Here is a 16,825-nt window from a genome sequence, read left to right on the forward strand (position 1 = left end):
AAGCCTGGACAGGCCCATTCGCGGGCCGGAACGAACTGCCAAAAAGGATCAGCATGTTCGACTGGAACGATCTACGGTTTTTTCTTGAGCTGCAACGCAGCGGCCGTCTGTTGACCGCCGCCAAGCGCCTCAACACTACCCACAGCACCGTAGCCCGGCACATCGAGAGTATCGAGCAAAGCCTGGGTACCGCACTGTTTGTACAACATGCCCAAGGTTATGAGCTGACCCCGTCAGGCCAGGCCCTGCTCAAGCACGCCGAGGCCATGGAAAATGTCGCCCTGCTGGCGCAGGAAGAAATCACCCAGGCCATCACCCCGCTGGGCAAGATTCGCCTGGGGGTGACCGAAGGCATCGGCATCATGTTCTTCACCCCACGCATGAACGCGTTGTTCGAGCGCTACCCCGGCCTGGAAGTGGAGCTGGTAGCCGTACCGCGTTTCGTCAGCATCCTCAATCGCGAAGCAGAAATCAGCATCCACCTGGAACGGCCCAATGCCGACCTGCTGATCACCCGCAAACTTACCGATTACCGCCTGGCGCTGTACGCCAGCCAGAACTACCTGGACCGCGCGCCACCCCTGCGCAACCGCGAAGACCTGGCCAGGCATAGCTGGATCGGCTACGTAGACGACCTGCTGTTCAGCCAGGAACTGCTGTTTCTCAACAGTTTCTGCCGGGCCCCGAATGTCGTGTTTCGCAGCACAAGCGTAATCGCCCAACAGGCCGCTGCCCGTGCCGGCCTGGGCATCGCCGTGCTGCCCAACTACATGGCTCGCCACGACCCGACGCTGGTGCGCGTGCTGCCGAGCGAGACCATCCAGCGCAGCTACTGGATCTGCACCCGCCGCGAGCTGCACAAATCGGTGCGCCTGCGGGTGGTGTGGGACTACCTGCTGGCGCTATGTGCGGCAGAACAGCACGAATTGCTAGCCCAGTAGTGCCTTGCCGGCCAGCAGCAAGGCCGCCACCCAACCAGCCACTGCAAACATCTGCTGCAAACGCGGCCCGGCCAGCCTGGCCGTCAATGGCCGTGCCAGCAGCAAACCCAGCACCGCGCCGGCGGCGAATGGGGCGCCTACCTGCCAATGCATGACCCCCGCCAGGCTGGCGCTGACCACACTGCCGGTGGATACCAGGGCGATTACTGCCAGCGAAGTGGAAACGATGCTGGCCATGCGCAGGTTGGTATAGCGGTTCAGCGCAGGGATGATGACGAACCCTCCACCCACACCCAACAGGCCGGACATTAACCCGGACAACGCCCCGGTGAAAGCCAGGGCACGCGCGCAGGGAAGGGTCCAGCGCAAGCGGCCCTGCAACGGGTTCAACACACAGGGTTCGATATAGCGATGGGCGTCATTGGCCTCACCGCGCAGCTCCTTGGCAGCCTTGCGCCAGATACGCAGGCAGGCGTACACCAACACACCCGCGAACACCAACTGCAAGGGTGTGTTCGGCAAGCGGTGCGCCAGCATCAGCCCGAACGGCGCGGCAACCACACCCACCATCGCAATGAACAGCGCCGCCCGATAACGCACCAGCCCCTGTCGTAGGCCCAGCACCGCGCCAACCGCTGCAGCCAGGCCTACGGCCAGCAGGCCAACCGGAGCGGCCTCGACCATCGACAGCCCCAGCCCGAACACCAACAAAGGCACTGCGAGAATGCCACCGCCTGCGCCGGTCAATGCCAGGACCGCGCCGATGATCGCGCCCAGGCCCGCCCCCAACAATTGATGTTCGATCACTTCCCACCCTCTGCACCCAACGGCTGCGGCCGAGCCAGCCACTCGCGGCCCTTCAGCATGCCTTGCCAGTACAACGGTGGCAGCGCTTGCGCCTTCAGCAACCAGGCCAGGCGCGTTGGTTTGCGGCCATCCAGCAACCAGCTGGGGAAGCTCGGCGCCAGCTTGCCGCCATAGGTAAACTCGGCCAGGACGATTTTGCCGCGCTCTACAGTCAGCGGGCACGAGCCATAGCCGTCGTACTGGGCGAGGGTAGGCAACCTGCCCAATGCCACCAACACGTTGTTGGCCACGACCGGCGCTTGCTTACGGGCAGCCGCAGCAGTCTTGGCATTGCTGGTGTTGGCCACATCACCCAGGGCATGGATGTTGATGTACTTGCGGTGGCGCAGGGTATGCGGGTCGACATCGACCCAGCCAGCGTTATCGGCCAACGGGCTTTCACGAATGAAGGCCGGCGCCACCTGGGGAGGGACCACATGGAGCATGTCAAAGGCCTCGATGTGCGTTTCGCTGCTGCCGTCGGCCAGGGTGCACACGAAGGTGGCGCGCTTGTTCGGGCCATCCACGGCCACCAGTCGGTGGGAGAAATGGAGGTCCACGGCGTATTTGTCTATGTACTTCATCAGCGCGGGCACATAGTCCGCCACACCGAACAACACAGCACCAGCATTGAAGAAACTGGCTTTCACCGCCCCCAGATGGCCGTGGCGTAACCAGTGGTCGCAAGACAAGTACAACGCCTTCTGCGGCGCGCCCGCACATTTGATCGGCATGGGCGGCTGGCTGAAGATGGCACGGCCTCGCTTGAGCTTCTGCACCAGCTCCCAGGTATAGGGCGCCAGGTCGTAGCGGTAGTTGGAGGTGACACCGTTGCGGCCCAGGGTTTCGCTGAGCCCGTCAATGGCCGCCCAGTCCAGCGTAAGGCCGGGGCAGACTACCAGCTGCTCATAGCTGATGGCGCGACCGTCCTCGAGGACGACCAACTGGCCCAACGGATCGAAAGCCTGCACCCGCGCCTTGACCCAGCGTACCCCGCGCGGAATGGTCGAGGCCATGGTGCGGGCAGTGCTCGGTGCCTTGAACACACCGGCACCGACCATGGTCCAGCCGGGTTGGTAGTAATGCACTTCGGCGGGATCGATCAAGGCAATGTCCAGCGACGGGTCACGGCTGATAAGGCTGGAAGCGGTAGCGATACCGGCGGCACCGGCACCGACGATGACCACCTTGTGATGGTCGGTATTGGCAGGGGACAACAAGGCAGGCATGGCGGTAAATCCTGGAAATCTGATTATGGGGCAGGGCGGTTACAGCTTGTTCAGCGGAATCTTCAGGTAGCTCACGCCATTCTCTTCCGGCGCGGGGAACTGGCCGCTGCGCATGTTCACCTGCACCGAAGGCAGGATCAGCACCGGCATGTCGAGGATCTTGTCGCGCGCTTCACGCATGGCGACAAAACTGTCTTCGTCGATGCCCTGATGAATGTGGATGTTGCTGGCGCGCTGTTCGGCCACGGTAGTGACGTACTGCATGTCGCGGCCACCCGGCAGGTAGTCGTGACACATGAACAGCCGTGTCTGGTCGGGGAAAGCCAGCAATCGACGGATCGAGCGGTACAGGGTGCGGGCATCGGCACCCGGGAAGTCACAGCGGGCAGTACCGTAGTCGGGCATGAACAGGGTATCGCCGACAAACACCGCAATTTCGCCAGCGTCTTCGATCATGAAGCTCATGCACGCGGGCGTGTGCCCCGGAGTGTGCAGGGCACGGGCATGCAGGTTGCCAATGCGGAAACCTTCCTCGTCTACGAACAGTACATCGAACTGGCTGCCATCCCGGGCAAAGCCAGGCTCAGCGTTGAACAACGCACCGAATACTTTCTGCACCTGAGTGATGTGAGCACCGATAGCGGTGTGGCCGCCCAGCTTTTGCTTCAGGTAGGCAGCCGCCGAGAGGTGGTCGGCATGCACATGGGTTTCCAGCACCCACTGAACCTCAGCGCCCAGCGCCTTCACCCGGTCGATCAACTGATCCGCCGAGACGGTGCAGGTACGCCCTGATTTGGGATCATAGTCGAGGACGCTGTCGATCAATGCACACTTGCGCGTTTCGCCATCCATGACCAAGTAGCTAATGGTTGAGGTCGCCTTGTCGAAGAAGGCTTCCACGTGAAGGTTGTTGCCGATGATCATCACGTTCTCCAGATTATCCACCGCGCCTTTTACAGGCGTAGGCAGTGACAGGAGGTTTATCAAGATGCATGCCAGGCTTTTTACTGCGTATGGGCCAATGAAATCGGCCAGGTGCCAATAACTGACAGCAATACTGACACCCCAAATGGCAGTCGACTGACAGCCAATGGCAGTGTTTGGCAGTCCTTGTTACCCTGCGCCGGTACTCCATACGGTGCCGTCATGCCTCAAACCCATCCCCTCATCCTAGCGCTGGTTTCCTACCTTGAGCACGATGCCCTGCCGACCATTGTGCTGGACACCGATTACAACATCCTGGCCGCCAACGCCGCCTATCGCCGCCAGTTCGGCCACCACGAGCAAGCCCCGTTGGGCGAAAAATGCCACAAGGTCTCGCATCACTACGCCGTCCCCTGCGACCAGGCCGGCGAGCATTGCCCGATGCGCAAAGCCTGGGACAGCAAGGTGCCGGAGCGGGTATTGCACATTCATCACACGCCACGTGGCCCCGAGCATGTCGATGTCGAACTGCGCCCCATCCTGGATGAGCAGAGTAGGGTGGTGGCCTTTGTCGAGCGCCTGACTACCATCGCCCTCGCATCGGCTCAGCCTCAGGAACAAGGCCTGGTCGGCCGGGCCCCAGCATTCAAGGTTGCCTTGTCCAGCCTGCAGCGCGCAGCGCCGGCGCAGATCCCGGTTTTATTGCAGGGTGAGTCAGGTACCGGTAAAGAGCTGTTCGCGCGCGCGCTGCACATGGGCAGCCCCAGGGCCAACGGCCCATTGGTAGTGGTCGATTGCACCGGGTTGACCGAGTCGTTGTTCGAGAGTGAGTTGTTCGGCTATGAGAAGGGCGCATTCACCGGCGCCAATCAGCGCAAGATTGGCCTGGCTGAGGCCGCGCATGGCGGTACCCTGTTCCTCGATGAAATTGGCGAAGTACCGTTAGCGATGCAGGTGAAACTGTTACGCCTTATCGAGTCCGGCAGCTTCCGCCCGGTGGGCAGCCTGCGCACGGTGCACTCGGACTTCCGCCTGGTTTCGGCCACACACAAACCGCTCAAGCAAATGGTTGCGCAGGGCACCTTCCGTGAAGACCTGTATTACCGCATCAGTGGTTTCCCCATTCGCCTGCCAGCGCTGCGCGAGCGTGTAGAAGATCTGCCGCTGCTCGCGCAAAGCCTGTTACAGCGAATGGCTGGCAAGCCTACGCCCAGCCTGAGTGAGGATGCCTTGCAGCAGCTTGGGTTACATCCATTTCCGGGCAACATCCGCGAGTTGCGTAACATTCTGGAGCGCGCCCGTTTGTTTGCCGATGACGGGCTGATTCGGCCAGAGCATTTGCCGGAAGATATCGGGCCTACCGAGGTGGTCAAGGGACGCGGCCGTCGCAATGACCTGGGTGAACTGGCGCAGGCGCTGGAGCAGTTCAAGGGCTCACGCAGTGAGCTGGCCAGTCAGCTTGGCATGAGTGAGCGCACGCTGTATCGCCGCTTGAAGTCGCTCGGGCTGAACTAAGCGTGCCCAGACTTTACCGGACCTTTACCTGCGCCCTGACATAAAAGGGCAAAAATCGTGGTCTGATCAGTTATCCGAATCTGGCAGTCAGTGAACGCCAGGCGTTAACAGGCAGAGGCCCCTCTCAAATGAAGAAAACCCTAACCGTGATCTGCGCCGCGCTCATGCTCAGCGCACCGTTGGCCAGCTTCGCACAACCGGGCCCACCCGACCGGCATGATGATGGCCCATCGCACCAAGGCAACCCGCCGCATGGCCAGCCAAAGCAGCAAGGCCGCCATGACAACGGCCGTGCACCCGAGTACCGCAACCCGAACTTCCGCCCGCAGCAGGGCATGCCTGTGCCTCACCAGCAGTGGCAACGAGGGCATGTGGTTGACCCACACTACCGTGGCGACCGCTACTGGGTGACTGACTGGAAAGCACGCCACTTGTATGCGCCACCACGTGACCATCGCTGGTTGTATGTGAATGGCGACTACGTGCTGGTGGCTATTGCCAGTGGTGTGATCGTTAACATTCTCAGCGGTTACTGATTTTCAGACACTAAAAAGCCCGCATCAGCGGGCTTTTTAGTGCGTGCGGATCACACCTGATCAGAAGTCCAGGTTCGATACCGACAGCGCGTTGCTTTCGATGAAGTCTCGGCGCGGCTCGACAGCATCACCCATCAGGGTGTTGAAGATCTGGTCGGCTGCGATCGCATCCTCGATGGTGACCTTGAGCATGCGGCGCACGGTCGGGTCCATGGTGGTTTCCCACAGCTGCTCAGGGTTCATCTCACCCAGCCCTTTATAGCGCTGGATGGTGTGGCGCTTGGTGGTTTCGTTCATTAGCCAGTCCAGGCCTTCCTTGAACTCGACGATTGCCTTACGGCGCTCACCGCGCTGAACGTAAGCACCTTCGCCCAACAAGCTGGATAGCTTGGCACCAACGTTGACTACGGTACGGTAGTCATTGCTGCCGAAGAAGTCCCGGTTGAAGGTGACATAGCTAGCCAGGCCGTGGGAGGTGACTTCCACTTCTGGCAACCATACGTTGCGCTCTTTGTCTTCGCGCAGGCTGGCTTTGTAAACCAGGCCGGACTTCTGGCTGTTGCTCAGGCGCTCTTGGAACTTGACCAGCCAGGCTTGCATCACAGCGTGGTCACCCAACTGCTCCACAGTCACTTCCGGCAGGTAGATGAAGTGCTCGGTGATGTCTTCCGGATACAAGCGCGACAGGCGCTTGAGGGTTTTCATCACGCTGCGGAACTCATTCACCAGGCTTTCCAGCTGCACACCGGAAACCGCCGGCGCCGACTCGTCCAAGTGCAGGCTGGCATCTTCCAGGGCCGACTGGGTCATGTACTCTTCCATGGCCTCGTCGTCCTTGATGTACTGCTCCTGCTTGCCTTTCTTCACCTTGTACAGCGGTGGCTGAGCAATATAGATGTAGCCGCGCTCGACCAGCTCCGGCAGCTGACGGAAGAAGAAGGTCAGCAGCAGGGTGCGGATGTGCGAACCGTCAACGTCAGCATCGGTCATGATGATGATGTTGTGATAACGCAGCTTGTCGATGTTGTACTCTTCGCGGCCGATACCACAGCCCAGCGCGGTGATCAGCGTGCCCACTTCCTGGGACGAGATCATCTTGTCGAAACGTGCTTTCTCAACGTTGAGGATCTTACCCTTCAGCGGCAAGATTGCCTGGGTACGACGGTTACGGCCTTGCTTGGCCGAACCACCGGCGGAGTCACCCTCCACCAGGTACAGTTCGGAAAGGGCAGGGTCCTTCTCCTGGCAGTCCGCCAGTTTGCCTGGCAGGCCGGCGATATCCAGCGCACCTTTGCGGCGAGTCATCTCACGGGCTTTACGTGCGGCTTCACGGGCACGGGCAGCGTCGATCATCTTGCCAACGACAGCCTTGGCCTCGTTCGGATTCTCCAGCAGGAAGTCGGCGAAGTACTTGTTCATCTCTTGTTCCACGGCGGTTTTCACCTCCGAGGAGACCAGTTTGTCTTTGGTCTGCGAGCTGAACTTGGGGTCCGGCACCTTCACCGAGATGATCGCGGTCAGGCCTTCACGGGCATCATCGCCAGTGGTTGCCACCTTGTTCTTCTTGGCCAGGCCTTCCTGCTCGATGTAGCTGTTCAGGCTACGGGTCAGCGAGGAACGGAAGCCGACCAGGTGAGTACCGCCGTCACGCTGCGGAATGTTGTTGGTGAAGCACAACAGGTTTTCGTTGAAGCTGTCGTTCCATTGCAGAGCAACTTCAACACCCACCCCATCGTCACGCTGGACGTTGAAGTGGAACACCTGGGAGTTGACCGGTGTCTTGTTGGTGTTCAGGTACTCGACGAATGCGCGCAGGCCGCCTTCGTACTTGAAGAACTCTTCCTTACCGCTGCGCTCATCCTTCAGCAGAATGCCCACGCCCGAGTTGAGGAACGACAACTCGCGAATACGCTTGGCCAGGATGTCCCAGCTGAAGTGAATGTTCTTGAAGGTTTCAGCCGAAGGCTTGAAGTGAATGTGGGTACCGGTGGTTTCACTGTCACCGACAACCGCCATAGGCGCTTGAGGAACACCGTGAACGTAAGTCTGTTCCCAGATTTTTCCGCTACGGCGAACGGTCAGCACCAGCTTCTCGGACAGGGCGTTCACGACCGAAACACCTACGCCGTGCAGGCCGCCGGACACCTTGTAGGAGTTGTCGTCGAACTTACCGCCGGCGTGCAGCACGGTCATGATGACCTCGGCTGCGGAAACGCCTTCTTCTTTATGCACGTCGACCGGAATGCCGCGACCGTTGTCGCGCACACTGATGGATTCGTCCGGATGGATAATGACAGTGATGTCATCGCAGTGGCCGGCGAGGGCTTCGTCGATGGAGTTGTCGACCACCTCGAAGACCATGTGGTGCAGGCCGCTACCATCATCGGTGTCGCCAATGTACATGCCGGGACGCTTGCGTACGGCATCCAAACCTTTCAGCACCTTGATGCTGGAGGAGTCGTACGTTTGATTTTCGCTCATGCCTTCACTCCCGATGGTCGTGGGTCTGGGTGATACTGCCTTGTTCCACGTGGAACAAAGCAACTGGCGTTTCCGTCTGCCAGCCTTCCCTCAGTAATTCGTGATCTACACAGGTGATGAACACCTGGCAGCGTAATTCTTCAAGCAAGCGGCACAGCGCGCGGCGATGCTGGTCGTCCAGTTCGGACGGCAAGTCATCCACGAGATAAATACAATGACCGCGGCGAGCCTGACTAACGAGGTGGCCCTGGGCAATGCGCAATGCACACACCACCAGCTTTTGCTGACCACGCGACAGGATGTCGGCTGCATTGTTGGCAGCCAGACGAAGACGCAAATCAGCACGCTGCGGACCGGCTTGGGTATGGCCCATCTGCTGATCGCGAAGGAGAGAGGAGGCGAGTACTTCTTGCAGTTCCCGGTCCTTGTCCCAGCCTCGGTAGTAGCTCAGGGTCAACCCGTCCAGCTCGACCAGTTCGCTCAGGGTTCGCTCGAAGACGGGCTTCAAGGCCTTGATGTAGTTGCGACGGTATTCATCTATTTCCGCGCTGGCCAGGCACAGTTCCCGGTCCCAGGCGGCTTGCGAAGCTGGATCAAGTGTACCATGACGCAACCATGAGTTCCGCTGCCGCAGCGCCTTCTGCAGCCGCTGCCAGGCTGGCAAGAAGCGAGGTTCCACGTGGAACACCCCCCAATCCAGAAACTGGCGACGAATTTTCGGGGCACCTTCCAACAGGCGGAAACTGTCTGGGTTGATGAGCTGAAGCGGTAACAACTCCGCCAGTTGCGCCGCGCTGCGCGCATTCTGCCCATCGATGCGAATAGTGAACTCCCCCTGGCGCTCCCGGGAGACGCCCAGGTTGCTGGTGCCCCCCTCGGTCAACTGCACTTCACCAAACACGGTACAGGCAGCCTGTTCGTACTGGATCACCGGGTTCAGGCGTGTGCTGCGGAAAGAGCGCGCCAGCCCCAGCAAATGCACGGCCTCAAGCACGCTGGTCTTGCCGCTGCCGTTGGCGCCATAAAGTATGTTGATACGGGGGGAGGGTAAGAGAGTCACCGGGTGCAAATTGCGCACCGCGGTGACCATGATACGTCGAAGGGACATGTCGCCTGCTATGGGTTACAGACGCATCGGCATGACAACATAGGAAGAATCGTCATTGCCCGCTTCCTGCAGCAGGGCACTGCTGTTGGAATCCGAGAGGATCAGACGAACTTGCTCAGTAGTCATTACGCCCAGCACGTCGAGCAGGTAGCTGACGTTGAAGCCGATTTCCAGCGAGCTACCTTCGTAGTCCACGCTGATTTCTTCCTCTGCTTCTTCCTGCTCGGGGTTGTTGGCCTGGATTTTCAGTTGGCCAGCAGCCAGTTGCAGACGAATGCCGCGGTACTTTTCGTTGGAAAGAATCGCAGTACGGCTGAAGGCTTCACGCAAGGCCTGGCGGTCACCGACCACCAGCTTGTCACCGCCCTTGGGCAGTACGCGCTCGTAGTCCGGGAACTTGCCGTCCACCAGCTTGGAGGTGAACGTGAATTCACCGGTGGTGGCACGGATGTGATGCTGGCCAAGCACGATGCTGACCATGCCTTCCGGGTCCGTGAGCAAACGCGCGAGCTCCAGGATACCTTTACGTGGCACGATGACCTGATGGCGATCATCTTGCTCAATCGGCGCGGTCATGGAGCACAACGCCAGGCGGTGACCATCGGTGGACACTGCGCGCAGGGTGTTGCGGGACACCTCCAGCAGCATGCCGTTCAGGTAGTAGCGCACATCCTGCTGGGCCATGGCGAAGCTGGTGCGCTCGATCAGCCGGCGCAGCTTGCTCTGTTCCAGGTTGCAGGTCAGCGAGCCCGGGCCTTCTTCCACCGTCGGGAAGTCATTGGCTGGCAGGGTAGACAGGGTGAAGCGGCTACGGCCGGCCTTGACCAACAGTTTCTGCTCGTCGACCTTGATATCGATCAGGACGTCGTTCGGCAGGCTTTTGCAGATGTCCATCAGCTTGCGTGCCGGGACAGTGATTTCGCCGGGCTCAGCCGGCTCTTCCAGTTGCACGCGGCCTACCAGTTCGACTTCCAGGTCGGTACCGGTCAACGACAGTTGCTGGCCTTGCACAACCAGCAATACGTTGGACAGGACCGGCAAGGTCTGACGGCGCTCGACGACACCGGCGACCAGTTGCAGGGGTTTCAACAGGGCTTCGCGTTGAATGGTGAAATGCATGGTCTAGTCCCTTGCCTTCAATTAGCTGCGCAGACGGCCATCAGGTCGTCAGCGTCCGCAGCAGGTTCTTGTAGTCCTCGCGGATATCCGCGTCGGATTCCTTCAGTTCGTTGATCTTGCGGCAGGCGTGCAGCACCGTCGTGTGGTCGCGGCCACCAAACATGTCGCCGATTTCCGGCAGACTGTGGTTGGTCAGCTCCTTCGACAGGGCCATGGCCACCTGGCGTGGACGTGCGACAGAACGGGAACGCCGCTTGGACAACAGATCAGAGATCTTGATCTTGTAGTACTCGGCGACGGTTCGCTGAATGTTATCCACACTGACCAGTTTGTCCTGCAGCGCCAGCAGGTCTTTCAGCGACTCGCGGATCAGTTCGATGGTGATATCGCGACCCATGAAGTGCGAGTGGGCGATCACCCGCTTCAAGGCACCTTCCAGCTCACGCACGTTGGAGCGGATACGCTGGGCAATGAAGAAGGCCGCATCATGCGGCAGCTCGACCTTGGCCTGGTCGGCCTTCTTCATCAGGATGGCCACGCGGGTTTCCAGCTCGGGTGGCTCGACGGCCACCGTCAGGCCCCAGCCAAAGCGCGACTTCAAGCGCTCTTCCAGGCCTTCGATCTCCTTGGGGTAACGGTCAGAGGTCAGGATTACCTGCTGGCCGCCCTCAAGCAGGGCGTTGAAGGTGTGGAAAAACTCTTCCTGCGAACGCTCTTTACGTGCAAAGAACTGGATATCGTCGATCAGCAACGCATCGACCGAGCGGTAGAAGCGTTTGAATTCGTTGATAGCGTTCAATTGCAGAGCCTTGACCATGTCCGCGACGAAGCGCTCCGAATGCAGGTACACGACCTTGGCGTTCGGGTTCTTCTTCAGCAGGTGGTTACCCACAGCATGCATAAGGTGGGTTTTACCCAGGCCCACACCGCCATAGAGGAAAAGCGGGTTGTAGCCATGCTTGGGGTTGTCCGCGACCTGCCAGGCAGCCGCACGCGCCAACTGGTTCGACTTACCTTCGACGAAGGTTTCGAAGGTGAAGGTACGGTTCAGGTAACTGGTGTGCTTGAGCGCACCTTCAACCTGCACGGTGCGCTGCTCGGCCCGACCACCAACGGCGGGTGCCGGAGCCGTTTCGGCCATGGCATCGAAGCTGTCGCGTACGGACGGTTCGGCAAGATCCTCCACCAATACCGGCTCGGTCAATGGCACTGCAACAGGTTCGACCGCTGCCACCGGAGCAGGCTTGTGCTGGCCTTGAGCGAGCGAGGCCGCCACGGCCGCACTGACCGGTGCGTTGGGCGCGGCACGCGGAGCCGAGCTGCGACGGCTACCTATTAACAAGGAAAGGGCAGGCGCAATACCGCTGCCGTTTTCACCTAGCAGCTCAAGCAAGCGACCCAGGTACTTTTCATTGACCCAATCGAGAACGAAACGGTTGGGCGCATAGACGCGCAACTCGTCGCCTTCGGCTTCGACCTGTAGCGGACGGATCCAGGTGTTGAATTGCTGGGCAGGCAGTTCATCGCGCAGAAGCTCCACGCACTGCTGCCAAAGTTCCACTGACACGGATATCCCCTGAGTTTGAAAGCCGGATGAGGCAAAAACAAACCGCCATTGTACCGGTCGGGCGCCCAGTTATCCACATGTGGACACGTTAGGAGCCATGACAAAACAGCCATTTATCGACCAAAACGGCTTTGTCGCGTTGTGAATAAGGTCTGTGGATAACCGATCATGAGGGCTATGCACAACCCTGAGGTCAGGCCTGTTGATAACTCACCTGTGGGTAAGTGGCATTTTAATCCACAGCTTGCCCGCACGAAGAAAACAGGCGCAGCACCGGTTGAGAACACGGTTGTAAAACGCTGTACATGGCGCTATTTGTGGGCTACAGCAGGTTATCCACAGAAGGTTACCCACATAAGATTTATAAGTTCTTCAGAAAAGCTTTTTATATGTCTCTTCTTTTTTTTCATGTTGTCCCCGATTCGTGTGTCCGATCAAGCACCCCTTGGGGATGAACCGGAAGGCACCGTCCATCCTGTGCTCTATATGGAAAGACTGGTTGGAAATTGACCTATGGGCTTGCTTTCTCTAGAATCGCCGGTCTCTTAAAAAGGGGGCCATCCCGGCCCGTCGTCGACAAACCAGGTAACACGCCATGAAACGTACTTTCCAACCAAGCACCATCAAGCGCGCCCGCACCCACGGTTTCCGTGCCCGTATGGCTACCAAGAACGGCCGCGCTGTTCTGTCGCGTCGTCGTGCCAAAGGCCGTAAGCGTCTGGCCATTTGATTTTTCGGCACAGGTGGTGAGTCAGGACTTCAGTCGGGAAAAGCGACTGCTTACACCCCGACACTTCAAAGCGGTCTTCGACTCCCCAACCGGCAAGGTTCCAGGGAAAAACCTGCTGATCCTTGCACGCGAGAACGGCCTTGATCACCCAAGGCTCGGCCTGGTGATTGGCAAGAAGAGCGTCAAGCTCGCCGTTCAACGCAACCGCCTCAAGCGCTTGATGCGCGATTCCTTTCGTCTGAACCAGCAAATGCTCGCCGGGTTGGACATCGTGATCGTCGCGCGCAAGGGATTGGGTGAAGTAGAAAACCCGGAATTGCACCAACACTTTGGCAAACTCTGGAAACGCCTGGCGCGCAGCCGGCCAACACCAGCAGTCACCGCCAATTCCGCAGGGGTAGACAGCCAAGATGCGTAAACTGGCGCTCGTTCCGATCCAGTTTTACCGTTATGCCATCAGCCCCCTGATGGCCAACCACTGTCGTTTCTTCCCCAGCTGCTCCTGTTACGCTTATGAAGCCATCGAAAACCACGGCCTCTGGCGTGGTGGGTGGCTAGCCGTTCGTCGCCTGGGGCGTTGTCATCCGTGGAACGACGGCGGTTTCGATCCCGTTCCACCTGCTCCTTCCTCCCGAACTTCTTCGATAGCCGAGTAATCATGGATATTAAACGCACGATCCTGATCGTCGCCCTGGCAATCGTGTCCTACGTCATGGTCCTCAAGTGGAACCAGGACTACGGCCAGGCTGCCCTGCCGACTCAGAATACTGCTGCCAGCACTGTTGCCCCGGGCTTGCCGGATGGCGTACCGGCCGGTAATGCCGGTGCCAGCGCCGATGTACCGAGCGCCAACGCCGAAACCAGCACAGCCGAACTGGCACCCGCTGCAGTCAGCAAGGACCTGATCCGGGTCAAGACCGATGTTCTGGACCTGGCTATCGATCCGGTCGGTGGTGACATCGTCCAGCTGAACCTGCCGAAGTTCCCACGTCGCCAGGACCACCCGGACATTCCGTTCCAGCTGTTCGACAACGGTGGTGAGCGTGTCTACCTGGCACAAAGCGGCCTGACCGGTGCCAATGGCCCGGATGCCCGCCCTGCCGGTCGCCCGCTTTACGCAGCCGACCAGAAGGGTTACCAGCTGGCTGATGGCCAGGATCAACTGGTGGTCGACCTGAAGTTCAGCGACAACGGCGTCAACTACATCAAGCGCTTCAGCTTCAAGCGGGGTGAGTACGACCTGAATGTCAGCTACCTGATCGACAACCAGAGCGGTCAGGCCTGGAGCGGCAACATGTTTGCCCAGCTCAAGCGTGACGCCAGCTCCGATCCGTCGTCGAGCACCGCTACCGGCACCGCAACCTACCTGGGCGCCGCCCTGTGGACAGCTTCCGAGCCTTACAAAAAGGTCTCGATGAAGGACATCGACAAAGGTAGTTTGAAAGAAAATGTGTCCGGCGGCTGGGTTGCCTGGCTGCAGCACTACTTCGTGACCGCCTGGATTCCGGCCAAGTCGGACAACAACGTTGTCCAGACCCGCAAGGACAGCCAGGGCAACTACATCATCGGTTACACCGGCCCAGTCATCAGCGTGCCTGCTGGCGGCAAGGTCGAAACCAGCGCCATGCTGTACGCCGGTCCGAAAATCCAGTCCAAGCTGAAAGAGTTGTCCCCAGGCCTGGAACTGACCGTCGACTACGGCTTCCTGTGGTTCATTGCCCAGCCGATCTTCTGGCTGCTGCAACATATCCACAGCCTGCTGGGTAACTGGGGCTGGTCGATCATCGTACTGACCATGCTGATCAAAGGCCTGTTCTTCCCGTTGTCGGCTGCAAGCTACCGTTCGATGGCACGTATGCGTGCTGTGGCGCCGAAGCTCGCCGCGCTGAAGGAACGCTTCGGTGACGATCGCCAGAAGATGTCCCAGGCGATGATGGAGCTGTACAAGAAAGAGAAGATCAACCCGCTGGGCGGCTGCCTGCCGATCCTGGTACAAATGCCGGTATTCCTGGCCCTGTACTGGGTACTGCTGGAAAGCGTTGAAATGCGCCAGGCCCCATGGATGCTGTGGATTACCGACCTGTCGATCAAGGATCCGTTCTTCATCCTGCCGATCATCATGGGCGCCACCATGTTCATCCAGCAGCGCCTGAACCCGACCCCACCGGATCCGATGCAGGCCAAGGTGATGAAAATGATGCCGATCATCTTCACCTTCTTCTTCCTGTGGTTCCCGGCTGGTCTGGTGCTGTACTGGGTTGTGAACAACTGCCTGTCGATCACTCAGCAGTGGTACATCACCCGCAGCATCGAGGCAGCCAGCAAAAAAGCTGCTGCTTGACAGGCTGCTGCGCTAGCCTGTGAATAAAAAACGCCCCCTAGTGGGGCGTTTTTGCTATCTGTCGTTTTTGTCGTAGAGGCTTTCGAGCATGAACACTGTGCGTGAAACCATCGCCGCCATCGCTACCGCCCAAGGCCGCGGGGGGGTGGGTATTGTCAGGTTGTCCGGGCCTCTGGCTGCCAAGGCCGGCCAGTTGATCACCGGCCGTACACTCACCCCTCGGCATGCCCATTACGGCCCGTTCCGCGACGATGAAGGGCTTGTACTGGATGAGGGGATCGCGCTGTTCTTCCCTGGGCCGAATTCCTTCACAGGTGAGGATGTGCTCGAACTGCAGGGTCACGGCGGACCAGTTGTCCTGGACATGTTGCTGCAGCGCTGTGTACAAGTCGGCTGCCGCCTGGCCCGCCCGGGCGAATTCAGCGAGCGTGCGTTCCTCAATGACAAACTTGACCTCGCCCAGGCCGAAGCCATTGCCGACCTGATCGAGGCCAGTTCCAGCCAGGCGGCGCGTAACGCCCTGCGTTCGCTGCAAGGGGAGTTCTCGAAACGTGTGCACAGCCTTACCGAAGCGTTGATTGCCCTGCGCATCTACGTCGAGGCGGCTATCGACTTCCCGGAAGAAGAAATCGACTTCCTCGCCGATGGCCACGTGCTGTCGATGCTCGATGCCGTACGCAGCGAGTTGTCCACTGTGCAGCGCGAGGCCGGGCAGGGTGCCTTGCTGCGTGACGGCATGACGGTGGTCATCGCCGGCCGGCCAAATGCGGGCAAGTCGAGCCTGCTGAACCAGCTTGCTGGCCGGGAAGCGGCCATTGTCACCGACATTGCCGGTACCACCCGGGACATCCTGCGGGAACATATCCACATCGACGGCATGCCATTGCACGTCGTCGATACGGCCGGTTTGCGCGATACCGACGACCATGTGGAAAAGATCGGCGTGGAACGCGCCCTGAAGGCCATTGGCGAGGCTGACCGTGTGTTGCTGGTGGTCGACTCCACCGCGCCCGAGGCCAGTGACCCGTTCGCTTTGTGGCCGGAATTTCTCGACCAGCGGCCAGACCCGGCCAAGGTCACGCTGATTCGCAACAAGGCCGACCTGAGTGGTGAGCGGGTAGCGCTGGAGCAGTGTGATGACGGCCATGTGACGATCACCCTCAGCGCCAAAGGCGACGATGCAGGGCTGCAACTGCTGCGCGACCATCTGAAGGCCTGCATGGGTTACGAACAGACTGCAGAGAGTGGGTTCAGTGCCCGTAGGCGCCATCTGGATGCCTTGCGCCAAGCCAGCGAACACCTTGAGCACGGTCGTGCTCAGTTGACCCTGGCGGGCGCAGGAGAGCTGCTGGCTGAGGACTTGCGCCAGGCACAACATGCCCTGGGCGAAATTACCGGGGCATTCAGCTCGGATGATTTGTTGGGGCGGATTTTCTCCAGCTTCTGCATCGGCAAATAATCCACAGCAGGCAAGATCAAGAGCCGCTC

16 protein-coding genes are annotated in these 16,825 nt (G+C 59.7%); 9 read left to right on the forward strand and 7 right to left on the reverse strand.

Going from position 1 to position 16,825, the window contains the following annotated elements; all coding sequences use genetic code 11:
- Positions 1-53: 53 nt before the first annotated feature.
- A complete protein-coding gene (locus FHW75_RS00535) occupies positions 54-941 on the forward strand; it encodes a LysR family transcriptional regulator (RefSeq protein WP_019099407.1) in 888 nt (295 codons plus the stop codon).
- Here the strand turns inward: FHW75_RS00535 and FHW75_RS00540 are convergent.
- The 3 genes from FHW75_RS00540 to FHW75_RS00550 are packed head-to-tail and all read right to left on the reverse strand — an operon-like array spanning position 930 to position 3,940.
- Positions 930-1,748, reverse strand: coding sequence for a sulfite exporter TauE/SafE family protein (locus FHW75_RS00540; protein WP_019099408.1), 819 nt, complete (start codon positions 1,746-1,748; stop codon positions 930-932). The genes FHW75_RS00535 and FHW75_RS00540 overlap by 12 nt on opposite strands.
- Positions 1,745-3,016, reverse strand: coding sequence for an FAD/NAD(P)-binding oxidoreductase (locus FHW75_RS00545; protein WP_019099409.1), 1,272 nt, complete (start codon positions 3,014-3,016; stop codon positions 1,745-1,747). The genes FHW75_RS00540 and FHW75_RS00545 overlap by 4 nt, the downstream gene beginning before the upstream one ends.
- A gap of 39 nt (positions 3,017-3,055) precedes the next feature.
- Complete coding sequence (locus FHW75_RS00550) at positions 3,056-3,940, reverse strand: MBL fold metallo-hydrolase (protein ID WP_027614797.1); 885 nt, start codon at positions 3,938-3,940, stop codon at positions 3,056-3,058.
- Positions 3,941-4,162: 222 nt separating this feature from the next.
- Here FHW75_RS00550 and FHW75_RS00555 point away from each other — a divergent pair, with 222 nt between their 5' ends.
- Both FHW75_RS00555 and FHW75_RS00560 read left to right on the forward strand, forming a co-directional pair.
- On the forward strand, positions 4,163-5,455 hold the full coding sequence (locus FHW75_RS00555; RefSeq protein WP_019099411.1) for a sigma-54-dependent Fis family transcriptional regulator: 1,293 nt from the start codon (positions 4,163-4,165) through the stop codon (positions 5,453-5,455).
- Positions 5,456-5,583: 128 nt separating this feature from the next.
- The gene (locus tag FHW75_RS00560; RefSeq protein ID WP_016712780.1) at positions 5,584-5,991 is read left to right on the forward strand and encodes an RcnB family protein; all 408 of its coding nucleotides are present in this window, start codon (positions 5,584-5,586) and stop codon (positions 5,989-5,991) included.
- A 60-nt stretch (positions 5,992-6,051) separates the two neighbouring features.
- Here the strand turns inward: FHW75_RS00560 and gyrB are convergent, their stop codons facing one another.
- Genes gyrB through dnaA form a run of 4 tightly spaced genes read right to left on the reverse strand, consistent with a single transcriptional unit; the run spans position 6,052 to position 12,266 of the window.
- A complete protein-coding gene (gene gyrB, locus FHW75_RS00565) occupies positions 6,052-8,472 on the reverse strand; it encodes a DNA topoisomerase (ATP-hydrolyzing) subunit B (RefSeq protein ID WP_016712779.1) in 2,421 nt (806 codons plus the stop codon).
- 4 nt (positions 8,473-8,476) lie between these two features.
- The gene (gene recF, locus FHW75_RS00570) at positions 8,477-9,580 is read right to left on the reverse strand and encodes a DNA replication/repair protein RecF (protein WP_183673029.1); all 1,104 of its coding nucleotides are present in this window, start codon (positions 9,578-9,580) and stop codon (positions 8,477-8,479) included.
- 15 nt (positions 9,581-9,595) lie between these two features.
- On the reverse strand, positions 9,596-10,699 hold the full coding sequence (gene dnaN / locus FHW75_RS00575) for a DNA polymerase III subunit beta (protein ID WP_019099412.1): 1,104 nt from the start codon (positions 10,697-10,699) through the stop codon (positions 9,596-9,598).
- A gap of 40 nt (positions 10,700-10,739) precedes the next feature.
- Positions 10,740-12,266 carry a chromosomal replication initiator protein DnaA gene (gene dnaA, locus FHW75_RS00580; protein ID WP_019099413.1) on the reverse strand — a complete coding sequence of 509 codons (1,527 nt, stop codon included), beginning with the start codon at positions 12,264-12,266 and terminating at the stop codon, positions 10,740-10,742.
- A 177-nt stretch (positions 12,267-12,443) separates the two neighbouring features.
- Here dnaA and FHW75_RS00585 point away from each other — a divergent pair, with 177 nt between their 5' ends.
- The 6 genes from FHW75_RS00585 (at position 12,444) to mnmE (ending at position 16,796) form a co-directional block, all read left to right on the forward strand.
- Positions 12,444-12,776 (forward strand): hypothetical protein, encoded by a 333-nt coding sequence (locus FHW75_RS00585; protein WP_155951553.1) that lies wholly within the window; start codon positions 12,444-12,446, stop codon positions 12,774-12,776.
- 85 nt (positions 12,777-12,861) lie between these two features.
- Positions 12,862-12,996 carry a 50S ribosomal protein L34 gene (gene rpmH, locus FHW75_RS00590; RefSeq protein WP_003253163.1) on the forward strand — a complete coding sequence of 45 codons (135 nt, stop codon included), beginning with the start codon at positions 12,862-12,864 and terminating at the stop codon, positions 12,994-12,996.
- Between the two features lie 13 nt (positions 12,997-13,009).
- A complete protein-coding gene (gene rnpA / locus FHW75_RS00595; protein ID WP_016712775.1) occupies positions 13,010-13,414 on the forward strand; it encodes a ribonuclease P protein component in 405 nt (134 codons plus the stop codon).
- Positions 13,407-13,652, forward strand: a complete 246-nt coding sequence (yidD, locus tag FHW75_RS00600) for a membrane protein insertion efficiency factor YidD (protein WP_015268406.1) — start codon at positions 13,407-13,409, stop codon at positions 13,650-13,652. Before rnpA ends, yidD begins: the two co-directional genes overlap by 8 nt.
- Before the next feature lie 2 nt (positions 13,653-13,654).
- Positions 13,655-15,337 (forward strand): membrane protein insertase YidC, encoded by a 1,683-nt coding sequence (yidC, locus tag FHW75_RS00605; RefSeq protein WP_019099414.1) that lies wholly within the window; start codon positions 13,655-13,657, stop codon positions 15,335-15,337.
- Positions 15,338-15,425: 88 nt separating this feature from the next.
- The gene (gene mnmE, locus FHW75_RS00610; RefSeq protein ID WP_016712773.1) at positions 15,426-16,796 is read left to right on the forward strand and encodes a tRNA uridine-5-carboxymethylaminomethyl(34) synthesis GTPase MnmE; all 1,371 of its coding nucleotides are present in this window, start codon (positions 15,426-15,428) and stop codon (positions 16,794-16,796) included.
- The last annotated feature ends 29 nt before the right edge of the window (positions 16,797-16,825 follow it).

The sequence above is a fragment of the Pseudomonas sp. OG7 genome, from assembly GCF_014192825.1.
GTDB classification, from domain to species: domain Bacteria; phylum Pseudomonadota; class Gammaproteobacteria; order Pseudomonadales; family Pseudomonadaceae; genus Aquipseudomonas; species Aquipseudomonas monteilii.